Raw genomic sequence first — 12,780 nt, 5'->3', positions numbered from 1 at the left:
ATTCTACATGAAATTTACTCAAGAATTAATATTTACTTATGTCGGAGAATCAAACCGATACATCATATACTGATTTGGAATCACTACAAAAAAAATCTGTTAAAGAGCTCAAAGAGATCGCGAAATCAATCGGGCTGAAAGGTGTTTCAACACTTCGAAAACAGAGTTTGATTGAACGGATTGCGGATACACAGAAATCCGAAAGCGACTCATCTTCCGGGGCTGGTGTGCCTAATATTGAATATGGACAGGATTCTCATATTCAGACGTACGACAATCGAAGGTCGGACCAGAACCGCAAAAAGCAGATGCAGGAACACAAGGGCAAAAAAAGAGGCCAGTATAAAAAAAATAAAAAGCATGTAAGCAATGTGCTGCCCGAATCAGAAGCCCCTTCGCTTGATGAACGCCTTGAAGAGATTAAACCCGATTTGGGTAAATTTCTGCTTAACGAGGGCACACTTGAAATTCTTCCCGATGGTTATGGTTTTCTGCGTTCCGTAAACTATAATTATAAGGCGAGCCCGGATGATATCTATGTATCTCCATCTCAGATTAAACGGTTTCGCTTGCGCCAGGGTGATTGTGTGATTGGTATCATTCGTCCGCCCAAAGTTGGCGAGCGCTATTTCGCACTGCTAAGGGTAGAGGGAGTGAATGGACGTATTCCTACCGATATGGATAACAGGGGCGATTTTGAAGACCTGATGCCGGTTTATCCCGATATGCGTTACAAACTTGAAACGCATCCATCACAATATACCACCCGCCTGATCGATCTTTTTGCTCCGATTGGAAAAGGGCAGAGGGGCTTGATTGTAGCCCAGCCTAAAACCGGGAAAACCACAATTATGCGGGATATTGCCAATTCTGTAAACAAAAATAATCCCGAAACGAAAGTGATCATTCTTCTGGTTGATGAACGTCCGGAAGAGGTTACAGAGATGCAGCGAACGGTAAATGATGCCGAAGTTGTAGCTTCAACATTTGATGAGAAGCCGGAAAATCATATCGGGTTGTCTGAAATTGTATTTGAAAAAGCAAAACGCCTTGTGGAAAGCGGCCATGATGTTCTGTTGCTAATGGACTCCATCACCCGGCTGGGACGCGCGTATAACGTAGCTGGCACCAACTCAGGACGAACCATGTCGGGCGGTATCGATTCGGAAGCGCTGAAAGCACCGCGGCAGCTTTTCAGCTCCGCGCGGAATATCGAAGATGGCGGAAGTCTCACCATCATTGCAACTGCACTGGTGGATACCGGGTCGCGGATGGACGATGTAATTTTCGAAGAGTTTAAGGGAACCGGTAACATGGAACTGGTGCTGGACAGGCGACTTGCCGAACGACGTATTTTCCCCGCCATTGACGTATTCAAAAGCGGAACCCGGCGTGAAGAACTTATCGTTTCCGATGAAGAGAGAGAAAAAGTGGTGCTTTTGCGCCGTTACCTCAACCAGCACAATGCCTTTGAGGCAATGGAGTTTCTGCTCGATAAAATGAAAGGAACCCCTTCAAACGAAGAGTTTCTGATTTCGATGAACAAGTAGAAATTAGATGCATATAAGTATATAAACCATAAAATCGTATGGTTTTATACTCGCAGAGTTTCGCAAAGTACCACGCTGAGTTGTGCTGAATTATGTGTGATGGGTAGAAGATTCTCAACGATCAATATTATCCCGCCATAGCTCTCCGCCTGAAAACGGAGAGACTTAATGCCGAATAATAGAAATGTTTATTCATCAAACGGAGGTTAATAATCAGCCGGAACTCCGTCACCGGGGAGTGAATCGAGAATAAATTCCCGGATATGTTCATTACTGGTTACCAAATCTTCCTGTCGCAGATACATCATGTGGCCGCTTCTGTATCCTTCAAACCGAAGCCGGTCCTGCACCTTCCCGCTGCGATCCATATTCCACATCACATATTTCGCAGAGAAATAATCCGTAGCACCATCATAGTAACCGGATTGGACCATCACATGCAGGTAGGGATTTTCACCCATAGCTCTTCTCAGATCTTCAGCGGTTGAATTTCCGCTGCGGTCCCATGGATGTACCGGTCCGAATATGTTATACTTTAAATCTGTTTGATACCCCAGTTCTTCCCTCAGATAATGATTAATAGCCGGTGTAAAGGAGTGATTCCAGCTGGTAAGCGCCGGATCGTGATCATAGCTGTTTCCTGCATTCATACGATCAATTCCACGATACCGGGAGTCGAGGCGCCCAACGGTTTCGCCTTTGTCCCTGCGCAGCTCTTTCCAGAAAAATGAGGTTGGGATGGTGAGGTTATAATCCAGGATATGTTGTTTATCGATGCCGGAGTAGCGGGCCACCTGTAGAGCGATGTCATCGCGTTCAGCCGGGTCGAGTGTTCCGCCGCGGGCAACTGCCGGGAGGTAGGTTTCAATGGTGAAATCTTCAACTTCCGAAAGAATATCATATAGATCCAGGTTTTGGAGGTCGGGTTCCAGCTCTTCATGATACCATGCGGTGGCAGCATAATAGGGTAATTTCAGGATTTCAGAGCGCGGAGTCATTGCCGGCGGTTCGAGGCCCATACCGGTGGGAGACACCAAAATCACGCCATTGAAAAACATCCAGTGCGAACTCTGCAGCTGACGCGCAAGGCCTGCAACACGAGTCGTGCCGTAACTTTCTCCTTTCAGATATTTCGGGGAAGACCAGCGGCCGTGTCGTGAAACGAAGTTATCAATCCATTCCGCGAGGTAGCGGATGTCTGCATTCACCCCAAAAAAATCGTTTCGGTCTGCATCATCATTTAAAATTCTTGAAAAACCGGTGTTTACCGGGTCGATGTAAACAATATCTGCTACATCGAGGATAGAATGGTTGTTTTCTGTAACGCCGTATGGCTGAACAGGATACCCCTCATCATCAATATTCAGAAATCTCGGCCCGGTGTACCCGATATGCATCCAAACCGACGCTGAGCCCGGCCCCCCGTTGAATGAGAATACAAGTGGCCGGCGAGCTGTATCATCAATATCCGTACGTTCATAGAAGACATAAAAAAGTGCGGCATCAGGCTCGCCATCACTATTCCAGACCGGCTGCGTTCCGGCTGTCGCACGATAGGGAATCGTCTCCCCGTTTATGGTTACCTGCGATTCAGTCGTAACAGAACTGTCTGCATCGAGGGTTCGATTTTGTGCATGTGTAAATTCAAAACTCAATAGTGTTAACAGAATCACAAAGATTCCGGATAGTATATTTTGGTGGAGGGAAGTAGCATTATCATTCATGCAATACATACAATTATTGGCAGGTTGAAATTGAAGCGATTTTAAATAGAAAATGAAATTTTATGAATATAGGTTTTGAGAGTTGATCACACAAAATAGAAGCTGTAAAAAGTCGTTCGGTGTGGAGGGTTCAGAAAATTGTGTGTCACCGATGGCACCTCCGCTGAATGAATGTGGATTCCTTGTCATTAACTCAACACTGAACTTGGTGTGGTATCATCACCCAAAAAAATGTACCGATTTGCGTAATTATACACTCTGTGAAAGGGCGAAATCGAAGAATGATTGCTACCGATATAATCCTTATTTTAAAAGGCTGTGATTGTTGACATCGCTCTGAAAAATAAATTTTAGTTGAAGAATTACTGATATGCCGACCTGGGTACTACATACCGAGTTTAAATTTGATGCCGCTCATTTTATAGATGGGTATGACGGGAAGTGCGGACGTATGCACGGACACACCTATAAAGTGCATATCAAAGCGAAATCACACAAACTGAATCCATCAAAATACCTGAAAACACCGGATATGGTGTGCGATTTTAAAGAGCTGAAGTGGGCAGCGTCTGACTCAAAAAAAGGCGGGCTTGACCATTCTGTTTTGAATGAGGAAATTCCGGTAGCCACCACTGCAGAGCGAATTGCAGAGTATATTCACAAAGAAACTAAAAATAGAATACCGGCTGATATCGATCTTCACGTCACCGTTTGGGAGACCGAGACAAGCTGGGTTGAATACACCGATCAGGATGTATAAACAAACAAGATCAATAAATACGATGGAAAAGGCCGGAAACCTTGAGATGGACGCTGTGGAATATCCATTGGTCGAAGATTTCTATACCATCCAGGGAGAAGGAGCGCATACGGGACGTGCAGCCTATTTTATTCGCACGGCCGGCTGTGATGTAAATTGCTGGTGGTGTGATGTGAAGGAGAGCTGGGATGAAGAGAAACATCCTATGACCCGAACTGGCGATATTGTTAAGCGTGCGGTGGATAGCGGCGCTGAATTCGCGGTAATTACTGGAGGAGAACCGTTGCTGCATAACCTTGAACCGTTATCTGTGCGCCTGAAGCAGGAAGGGCTGGATGTGCATATCGAAACAAGCGGATCATCACCGCTGTCCGGTCAGCTCGATTGGGTCACGCTCTCTCCAAAACGTTTCAAAAAACCGCTGGATGAAAATTTCCCGTATGTAGATGAGCTGAAAGTTGTGGTTCTGAAAAATAAAGATATTGAGTGGGCGGAGCTGAATGCTAAAAAATGTCCGCCCTCTACACAATTGCTGCTGCAGCCGGAGTGGGAGACGCCATCATCTGTCAAACTGATAGTGGATTATGTGAAGAAAAATCCACAATGGGGCATTAGCCTGCAGACGCACAAATTTATGAATGTTCCGTAATGGAGTATCTCAAATCATCTGTACTCATCACCGGTGCAAGCCGGGGGATAGGGCGCAGTGTTGCCATCACATTTGCAGCCTCTACCAACCGGCCGATTTTACTGCTTGCGCGGAATGAGCAAATGCTGAATGAAACCCGTGACTTGTGTATAAAAGCGGGTGCATCGAAGGTAGAAATCCTGGTTTGTGATGCCACCGATCCCGATCAGATCTCTCAGCTTTCGATTGACCCAGACATTCCTCTTCCCGGAATTATCATCAATAACGCCGGAAGTTATCTTTATAAAAAAACAACCGAAACATCACCGGGAGAGTTTAAAGAGCAGATTGACGTAAATCTATTTACGGCCGTTCATATCGTGAACCGTTTTTTGAAGGATCTTCTAAAACTGGATCGCGCACTTATCATAAACATCTGCTCAGTGGGCGCGCTTCGCGGCCTGGCTGAAAGCGGCGCCTATGCATCTGCCAAACACGCACTTCTGGGTTACACACGATCCCTCCGGGAAGAGCTGAAAGATACCGAAATTGGAGTTACGGCCATTAACCTCGGGCAGACACACTCCACATCCTGGAAAGAATCGGATATGAGTCCGGATAAATTAATCAATCCTTCGGATGTGGCTTCTTTGATCGTTACCATGTCTCAATTAACCAAACGAACGCTGGTTGAAGAGATTATCATCCAGCCGCAACACGGGCGTGTAGCTCCCATGTAATCAAAAATCAACAGCCAAAATCGAATTGTGCTGATTTAGGAATTGATAAAGTTATCAGCTGCTATTGATATCTCTTGAGAATCTTTTCCAGTGTCTCATTAAACTCCGTGATTTCTTCCGGTTCAAATATATTTCCGGTTAATACTTCAAAGAGCTCCTTGTACCGGTTATAGACACTCCATCGAAAGGAGTCGGGTAGTGTGGGTACTTGCTGTCCTTCTTTGCCGCTGAAACCTTTTTCCATCAGCCATTCGCGCAAAAATTCTTTGGAGAGTTGTTTTTGCTGCTCATCGTTTTCCAGACGTCTTTTATACCCGTTTTTATAAAAATATCGGGATGAATCGGATGTATGAACTTCATCGATAAGTGTGAGTTCTCCGTTCCACAGTCCAAATTCATATTTGGTATCAACAAGGATCAGGCCTTGCCTGTCGGCAATTTCACTGCCGCGTTCAAAGAGTTCAAATGCTTTCTGTTCGATCTGCTGCCAGAGATTTTCTTCTACAATCCCTTTTTCGAGAATTTCAGCTGGTGAAATATCTTCATCATGGCCTTCTTCCGCTTTTGTGGCAGGGGTGAGGATCGGTTTGGGAAATGCCTGGTGCTCTTTCATGCCTGTAGGCATAGATGCTCCGCAAAGCATTCGTTTTCCCGATTTATACTCTCTCCACGCGTGCCCCGTCAGGTATCCGCGGACAACCACCTCAATGGGTATTGGATCGCATCGCCGCGCAATCGTTACATTGTTGTGCGGTACTTCAATCATATGAGTAGGAATGATATCGGCAACGGCTTCAAACTGAAATTTTGAAAGCAGGTTCAGAATCTGGCCTTTGAACGGTATTGCCTCTCCCATGATATGATCAAATGCGCTGATGCGATCGGTCACCACAATACCCAGCGTCTTATCATTCAGAGGATATACGTCCCTCACTTTACCACGGTACGGTTCTGGCAGGCCGGGACACCGTGTGTCGTAGATGCAGTTCTCCAGGGGAAACTCTCGATCAGTGCGGTTGGTCATTACTTTCGTAGCGTTGAACCTCTTGGGATAAGTACCGGATCGATGGTTTTTTGAACCTTCGTTTCATCTTTGTTCCGGATGATTTGTGCAAGACGTTTGGTGGCTTCCACACCCACACTGTACATTTTCTGATCAATGGTTGTCAGATCGAGGTACTTCGTGAATTTGATATTGTCGTATCCCATGATAGCAACATCTTCGGGGATTTTTAATCCCAGCTTTGAAATGGCATGGTATGCTCCGATCGCCTGTGTATCGTTTGAGCAAAATATTGCCTCGGGGAATTCACCCATTCTGTCGTATTCATAGATCGCTTCAAATCCGGCTTCTTCAGTAAATCCGGCGTGCTTTTTACTTTCTCCGCGGACAAAGAATTTTTCATTTACCGGCATTTTGAACTCTTTGAGTGCATCAATAAATCCATTGTAACGCAGCAGCGATGATTTTGTATTCATTGCGGGAAGGATCATCCCAAAGGATTTATAGCCCTGTTTAACAAGGTGTTCGCCCGCCATAAATCCACCTTTCTGGTTGTTCAGCTCAAAATAGTTGTACATCGGGTGGCTGCTTCCAACCAAAACGATCGGAATTTCAGAAGACTGCAGCCGGTGATGAACTTCATCAGTGATGTCAATGCTTATGGTAATAACCGTATCGGCGGTACCGCGATTGAAGAAATTCTGGATTCCCTCTTCAGGGTTTTTTGATCCCGTATTATAAATTACAATATCAAGATCAAGGTCATCGATTTCATCTTTCACGCCTTTCAGAACTTCGTTATAGTAGGGTGTTGTAAAAGATGGAACGGCAATAGCGAGCATCTGCGGCTTTCGGCTGGCCAACTTTCTGGCCGATACCTGGGGGCGAAAGTTTAGCTCTTTGATCGCCTCTTCAACTTTGTCTTTTGTACCCTGGGAAACATTAGGAGAGTTGTTCAATACACGCGAAACAGTAGAAATAGCCACACCAGCACGCTGGGCAACCTGATAGATGGTAATTTTTTTTTGAGGAGCCATTACGTTTTTTATAAAACTTTAAAGGTCAATTAGCGAATACGTTGACTGCTATTCAAATGAAGTACAAAAAATAGTGAAATTATTTCAAGATAAATACTTTAATTCATGGTAAAGGAACGATTTTGAATCGCTGAATCATTAGTAACAGTATCAGTGATAATTTTGTTAATCATAGAAGCATGAATAGTCTGTTACGTTTACCGGTTTCAATCTTTCGCCCGTTTTATGAAAAAACACATTTCCATAAAGGTGTAATTACAGAACTTGATGATGCGGATTTGCAAAAAGCCTATACACACTGCAGGTCGATCACCCGCATCCATGCAAAAACGTTCTATATGGCCACTCGTTTTCTGCCAAATCATAAACAGCGCAGCATTTTTGCAATATATGGCCTGTGCAGATACCTGGATGATCTGGTTGATGAGGCCGAAGATTTAATTCATAATCATCAGATTACAGAAAAAGAAGTAGAGCAGCGCCTGGATACATTTAAGCAGAACCTGGTCAATAGCTACAACGGATTAGAGCAGTCAGACCCGATCCTGATTGCATTTTTTGATACTCTGAAAACGTATAATATTTCACTGGAGTTGCCGCTGCTTTTGCTTGAAGGCGTCAAAATGGATCTGATTAAAAACCGGTACGCATCTTTCGACGAACTCTACGATTATTCTTACAAAGTTGCTTCGGTAGTTGGTTTGATGACCAGCGAGGTTTTTGGATATTCCGACAAAAAAGCACTTGATTACGCGGTAGACCTGGGGATTGCTATGCAGCTTACCAATATATTGCGGGATATCGGGGAAGACTTAAATCGAGATCGAATTTATCTTCCTGAAGATGAGCTGCAGGAGTATGGTATTTCAAAACAGAGCCTGATCAGAAGGGAAAAAACTCCTGAATTTATCCAGTTTATGAAATTTCAAATTGCGCGTGCGCGACGTTTTTATGCAGAAGCGGATAAAGGTGTTTCGATGCTTACTAAAGACAGCCGCCTGCCTGTTTTACTGGCTCGGGAAAATTACAGCCGGATTCTGGATAAAATTGAAGAGAACAACTACAACGTTTTCAATGAGCGGGCCTATCTCAATTCCACGGAAAAATTTTCAATTCTGCCGAAGGTGGTTTATCACCTTAAGACCCGGAAATGAGGATTTTCAGATTGATGAATGATTTATTAAAATGGCTGAAAGAAACCTATAGATGTGCGCCAAACAGTTCGGTAACCCATCCATAGAGCCGATTGCTATAAGGCCGGTTTTCCCACATTTTCAGCGTATAGCGTTCTGCTTCAGATTTATCGTTTTTATAAAGTTCAGTCATCGTAGCCGCAAACTCTTCAGACAAGATATTAACGTTTGTTTCATCATTTAATCTGAAAGAGCGATTATCGAGGTTTGATGAACCCATGCTAACCATACGGTTATCAGCTATCATCAATTTTGCGTGATACATCGAGGGCTGATATTCATAAATTTCTACTCCAGACTCGAGTATTCCTCTCCAGTTATTAACCGAAGCATGGCGAACAAAACCCTTATCAATACTCTCACCAGGCACCAAAATTTGCACAGTAACACCGCGTTCAGCTGTCTCCTGCAACGCATCCAAAAATAGCTGATCTGGATAAAAGTAGGCGGTTGCAAACCGAACGGTATCTCTGGCTGATGCCATCGAGTAGATAAACATTTTTCTCATTTTCTGCTTGCCTTCGCGAGGATGACTTGAACTAACCTGCATTTTTTTATTTCCTGCACTATCCTGGATCGAAAAATAGTCGTTTCCATAAATGAGTCTTCCGGATGCTGATGTCCAGTTCTCCGAAAATGAGGCCTGCAATTCAGAAACAAGGGATCCGCGTATTTTATAATGATAATCTTTGTAGGCTCCGTTTTCTACACTTCCAAGCCAGTTATCTCCGACGTTGGCGCCACCTGTGAACCCAATATTTCCATCAATAATCAGCAATTTTCTGTGCGTTCGATGATTAAATCTTGCAAACTGATACCAGCTCGGTTTACGCCAGCGAATCAGCTCAACACCTGCTTCTTCCATCATCTCAAGCTGTTCATCAGTAGCATTAACGGATCCAATGAAATCAAGCAGAGCGTGTACTTTTACGCCGCGTTCTGCTGCTGCGGAAAATGCTTCAGAAAATCGTTGTGCTGCCTCGTCACCGTAGTATTCGTAGGTTTCAAAAGTAATCGTGCGTTCAGCACTGTTGATCGCTTCGACCATGGAATCGTAAATCTCTTCACCGTTTTCAAGAACTTCAATTTGGTTGTTTTTTGTCCAGGGTCTGCCAATGAGTAAACAACTCTCATAGATGAACTCTGGATCCTCGATGCTGTGGTCTGTATTTATCAGCTCAAGAAGACGCTTCTCTTTCGGTACGGCATTGAAGAAGAGAACTGTTCCGATCAAAAAAACTAAAAACAGGGTAAGCAGAGAGATAAGAATACCTTTTATGTTCAGCTTTATTTTCATAGGAGCGGTTATAAGAATTGATTAAACGGTTATGTTGATTATAATAATCCGCAGATCGGTAACCAAGAAACTGGAAAATGCGTTGGAAAGGCTAAGAAATTCACAAAAAATGTTTTGATAAGATTGATGTATTGAAGAGACCTGATCATGAGGATAATTAAAAAAAGGCAGCTACCGAAAGATAGCTGCCTTTTTTGATAGTTTTGTGATGTCAGTTTTCGAGACTAAAACCGGCATCCAGTGCACGCTGTATACGATCTTTTGATTCAGCAAGATGTGCTCTTGTATAGGCATCAAAATCGTAGGTAGGTGGCGTAAGCCGCAGTTCAAGTCGTTCGTGCAGGTCAGTTAGCGTATACCTGGCGACGGAACGGGCATCAGCAGGAGTGCCCGATGGTGCATTGGTGACCAGGCGAATCATCTGTTCGAGATGAGCCCGCTGCAGATCCCGCCGGTTGCTGTTGATGTTACCACCGGGTGCAGTCCACGCTTCTTCCCAGATTGCGTTTGTCAGTTGCTCCATTACTTCTGGTATCGTTACCGTATTTTCGGCTCCAAACTTTACCTCAGTATCCCGGATTCGTTCCAGGCGGGTTGGATTCAGGAGCTGGCTCATCAGACTGGTTTGAACTCCTAAAAGTGTTTGGTGCAGCGGATAATCAATACGTCCCTGCCAGGTATTGCTTTGGCCCCAGTGGCTCCACCGGTTGGCCCCAAATTGCTGAAAAACATCTTCTGGCAGATTGATGGCATTGGCATCAAATGCGTAATCAATAATAGTATTCAGCGCTTCCTGCTGTTTTTCAAGCGGTACCGGTTCAAACGGCATTCTTCCATCAGGATCTCCCTTATGGTCGCGGTATTGATGCTGTCCGCCAATATATTTCACAGCCGGTGTGAGTGCCCGAGCGTATTGAAAGAACACACTTTGGAAGAGATCGGTAACCTCGTAAAAAGGCATATTATCTTCCAATGCAAAATCGGGCAGAAGCGGCAGCATTTCGCGAATCAGGTTCGCACGGTCACGACCCCAGGCGATCGGATCTTCACTCAGGCTGTACACATTTACATGAGGGTCAACGGCTCCGGCACCACGCGCATCTTCATCGGTTCCGTAGGCATGGCCCGGCTCGGCAGATCGGCGAGCGATCTCTTTTGCTTTATCATCATCAGGGGTGTACCCGTAACTGATCACCCAGCGGTCATAGCTACCAACACTTTTATTGTAAAAATGACCGGTATCTTCACCATTCGAAGCGATATTTGGAGATGGATAATCCATAACAGAGCTGTAAACGCCGTTTTGACCTGTAAATTCCTCATCATGCAGTTTATCGAACGGAGTATCCACAGAGGAGCGGAAGTTGTGACGAAGCCCGAGTGTATGACCCACTTCATGCATGGTAACCCATTTTGCGGCCTGATCAACATAATAATCGGGCATCGGTTCACCCGGAGTCATTTCACCACGGAGTAACAGGGCTGACCGAAGAAGGTTGGCCTGTGTGCCCATTTCATTGAAGAAAGATTCAGTTTTGATTCCCATCTTCATCGCTTCCATCTCATCTTCATCTACATTAAAAATCTCATTGATGGCCGTTTGTGGATCAACGAGATTTCGAAACGTATTTCGGAATCCCAGGAACATATTGGCTTCATAGAGCTGATCGGCATCCAGAATCTCACCGGTTCGCGGGTCAACAACTGAAGGACCGATAGCGCCATATCCCGGCTGATCGGAAACATTCCACCGAAGCGTTGCGTAGCGTATATCACCAGCAGAAGCGGAATCAGGAAGCATTTTTGCCTGCACTGCATTTCGGAATCCGGCCTCTTCAAACGCTTCGCTCCACGCCTCTACACCTTCTTTCATTGGCTGGCGATATCGCTCAGGGATGGTATTCTCGAGATAATAAATGATCGGTTTTTTCGGGTCACAAAGCCCGTCAGCACCCGGTTCTCCGTCGCACTCCAGGCGCCACCGATTGATATTGCGAACGAAAAATTCATCATCCGTATCAGAGAAATCTTTCTGAACGGTCATAAAATATCCAAGCCTGTCATCGGCTGCTCTTGGTTTCATCGGCTCTTCCGGAAGCTCAGAGAGAGAATAGAAAATGGAAACCGGCACAAACCTGTGGTCGGGTACGGTACGTGGTGCTGAGGTTTCCTGGTTACGGAAAGTCAGATTTGCCTGGATATTGCTGTTTTTTGGAAACGATTCTACCATTTCCACATAACTTCTGGAGCGGTCAAAAGTAGCTCTTCCGGGTTGGCCGGGGCGTGAGGAAAGTGCGCCCTGTACCCGCTGGCTGATGTTGGATAAATCTCCGACAAACCATTCATATACATTGACCAAAGCTACGCTGTCACTATTTATCGCCTCGATAGATGCAGTTTCGAGAACGGATTCACCGTAGGTAAGTTCCAGTGCGCGGGCTTGAGGAGTGCCTTCTTCAGCGGTATATCGGTGCGGTCTGTTGACCAGGAATATCTTGTTTTCTTTTTTTCGAAGGGCAACTACTTCAGCTTCGAAAATATTCAGCATTGTCCCGCCATAAAGTCCGGCGGCGCCAATTCCGCGGGCGATCTGATAGTTGAGCAGGAATTCTTCGTCGATTTTGTTCAGATCCACAGCCATCATCAGACGGTCATCTTTTCTGTAAAAATCGAAGAAGCCTTCAAACTTCTCAGCATCTTCAATTAGTTCATTGAATTTTTCATCCGTATTGTCGTTTGCTTCAGCTGATGTAAACAGCGGTAGAAATAAAAAAGCGAAAAGTAGAATTAGAGTATATCTCATAATTTTCGATTGGTGTTAAGGATTTTGGAAACTCCGGGATGAAGT

Annotated in this window: 10 protein-coding genes; 5 read left to right on the top strand and 5 right to left on the bottom strand. The window is 44.9% G+C overall.

The features are described from left to right. The first annotated feature begins 38 nt into the window (after positions 1–38). The gene (rho, locus tag DYD21_RS09410; RefSeq protein WP_116035711.1) at positions 39–1,550 is read left to right on the top strand and encodes a transcription termination factor Rho; all 1,512 of its coding nucleotides are present in this window, start codon (positions 39–41) and stop codon (positions 1,548–1,550) included. A 206-nt stretch (positions 1,551–1,756) separates the two neighbouring features. Here rho and DYD21_RS09405 read toward each other — a convergent pair whose 3' ends face one another. Beyond that, positions 1,757–3,274 carry a S10 family peptidase gene (locus tag DYD21_RS09405; RefSeq protein ID WP_116035709.1) on the bottom strand — a complete coding sequence of 506 codons (1,518 nt, stop codon included), beginning with the start codon at positions 3,272–3,274 and terminating at the stop codon, positions 1,757–1,759. 370 nt (positions 3,275–3,644) lie between these two features. On the opposite strand from DYD21_RS09405, the gene DYD21_RS09400 reads away from it, so the two are divergent. The 3 genes from DYD21_RS09400 to DYD21_RS09390 are packed head-to-tail and all read left to right on the top strand — an operon-like array spanning position 3,645 to position 5,402. Further along, positions 3,645–4,034 carry a 6-carboxytetrahydropterin synthase gene (locus tag DYD21_RS09400; protein WP_116035707.1) on the top strand — a complete coding sequence of 130 codons (390 nt, stop codon included), beginning with the start codon at positions 3,645–3,647 and terminating at the stop codon, positions 4,032–4,034. Between the two features lie 22 nt (positions 4,035–4,056). Beyond that, positions 4,057–4,683 (top strand): 7-carboxy-7-deazaguanine synthase QueE, encoded by a 627-nt coding sequence (locus tag DYD21_RS09395; protein ID WP_199535499.1) that lies wholly within the window; start codon positions 4,057–4,059, stop codon positions 4,681–4,683. After that, entirely contained in the window at positions 4,683–5,402 is a 720-nt protein-coding gene (locus DYD21_RS09390) for an SDR family oxidoreductase (RefSeq protein WP_116035705.1), read from the top strand. Before DYD21_RS09395 ends, DYD21_RS09390 begins: the two co-directional genes overlap by 1 nt. Positions 5,403–5,463: 61 nt before the next feature. Here the strand turns inward: DYD21_RS09390 and DYD21_RS09385 are convergent, their stop codons facing one another. Both DYD21_RS09385 and DYD21_RS09380 read right to left on the bottom strand, forming a co-directional pair. Continuing rightward, positions 5,464–6,426 carry a phosphoribosylaminoimidazolesuccinocarboxamide synthase gene (locus DYD21_RS09385; RefSeq protein ID WP_116035704.1) on the bottom strand — a complete coding sequence of 321 codons (963 nt, stop codon included), beginning with the start codon at positions 6,424–6,426 and terminating at the stop codon, positions 5,464–5,466. Then, positions 6,426–7,442 carry a LacI family DNA-binding transcriptional regulator gene (locus DYD21_RS09380; RefSeq protein WP_116035701.1) on the bottom strand — a complete coding sequence of 339 codons (1,017 nt, stop codon included), beginning with the start codon at positions 7,440–7,442 and terminating at the stop codon, positions 6,426–6,428. Before DYD21_RS09380 ends, DYD21_RS09385 begins: the two co-directional genes overlap by 1 nt. Before the next feature lie 179 nt (positions 7,443–7,621). Between DYD21_RS09380 and DYD21_RS09375 the strand changes: the two genes are divergently transcribed. Continuing rightward, entirely contained in the window at positions 7,622–8,596 is a 975-nt protein-coding gene (locus DYD21_RS09375) for a squalene/phytoene synthase family protein (protein WP_116035699.1), read from the top strand. Positions 8,597–8,642: 46 nt separating this feature from the next. Here DYD21_RS09375 and DYD21_RS09370 read toward each other — a convergent pair whose 3' ends face one another. Further along, on the bottom strand, positions 8,643–9,932 hold the full coding sequence (locus DYD21_RS09370; RefSeq protein WP_199535498.1) for a phosphatidylserine/phosphatidylglycerophosphate/cardiolipin synthase family protein: 1,290 nt from the start codon (positions 9,930–9,932) through the stop codon (positions 8,643–8,645). 211 nt (positions 9,933–10,143) lie between these two features. Next, positions 10,144–12,735, bottom strand: a complete 2,592-nt coding sequence (locus DYD21_RS09365) for a zinc-dependent metalloprotease (protein ID WP_116035698.1) — start codon at positions 12,733–12,735, stop codon at positions 10,144–10,146. Between the last annotated feature and the right edge of the window lie 45 nt (positions 12,736–12,780).

The sequence above is a fragment of the Rhodohalobacter sp. SW132 genome (genome assembly GCF_003390325.1).
Taxonomy (GTDB): Bacteria; Bacteroidota; Rhodothermia; order Balneolales; family Balneolaceae; genus SW132.
This window is presented reverse-complemented; position numbering and strand designations above follow the sequence as displayed.

Excerpts from the sequence above, each read along its gene's own strand:
- DYD21_RS09390 (WP_116035705.1), top strand. The coding sequence starts at position 4,683 with ATGGAGTATCTCAAATCATCTGTACTCATCACCGGTGCAAGCCGGGGG.
- rho (WP_116035711.1), top strand. The coding sequence starts at position 39 with ATGTCGGAGAATCAAACCGATACATCATATACTGATTTGGAATCACTA.
- DYD21_RS09405 (WP_116035709.1), bottom strand. The coding sequence starts at position 3,274 with ATGAATGATAATGCTACTTCCCTCCACCAAAATATACTATCCGGAATC.
- DYD21_RS09400 (WP_116035707.1), top strand. The coding sequence starts at position 3,645 with ATGCCGACCTGGGTACTACATACCGAGTTTAAATTTGATGCCGCTCAT.
- DYD21_RS09370 (WP_199535498.1), bottom strand. The coding sequence starts at position 9,932 with ATGAAAATAAAGCTGAACATAAAAGGTATTCTTATCTCTCTGCTTACC.
- DYD21_RS09385 (WP_116035704.1), bottom strand. The coding sequence starts at position 6,426 with ATGACCAACCGCACTGATCGAGAGTTTCCCCTGGAGAACTGCATCTAC.
- DYD21_RS09380 (WP_116035701.1), bottom strand. The coding sequence starts at position 7,442 with ATGGCTCCTCAAAAAAAAATTACCATCTATCAGGTTGCCCAGCGTGCT.
- DYD21_RS09365 (WP_116035698.1), bottom strand. The coding sequence starts at position 12,735 with ATGAGATATACTCTAATTCTACTTTTCGCTTTTTTATTTCTACCGCTG.
- DYD21_RS09395 (WP_199535499.1), top strand. The coding sequence starts at position 4,057 with ATGGAAAAGGCCGGAAACCTTGAGATGGACGCTGTGGAATATCCATTG.
- DYD21_RS09375 (WP_116035699.1), top strand. The coding sequence starts at position 7,622 with ATGAATAGTCTGTTACGTTTACCGGTTTCAATCTTTCGCCCGTTTTAT.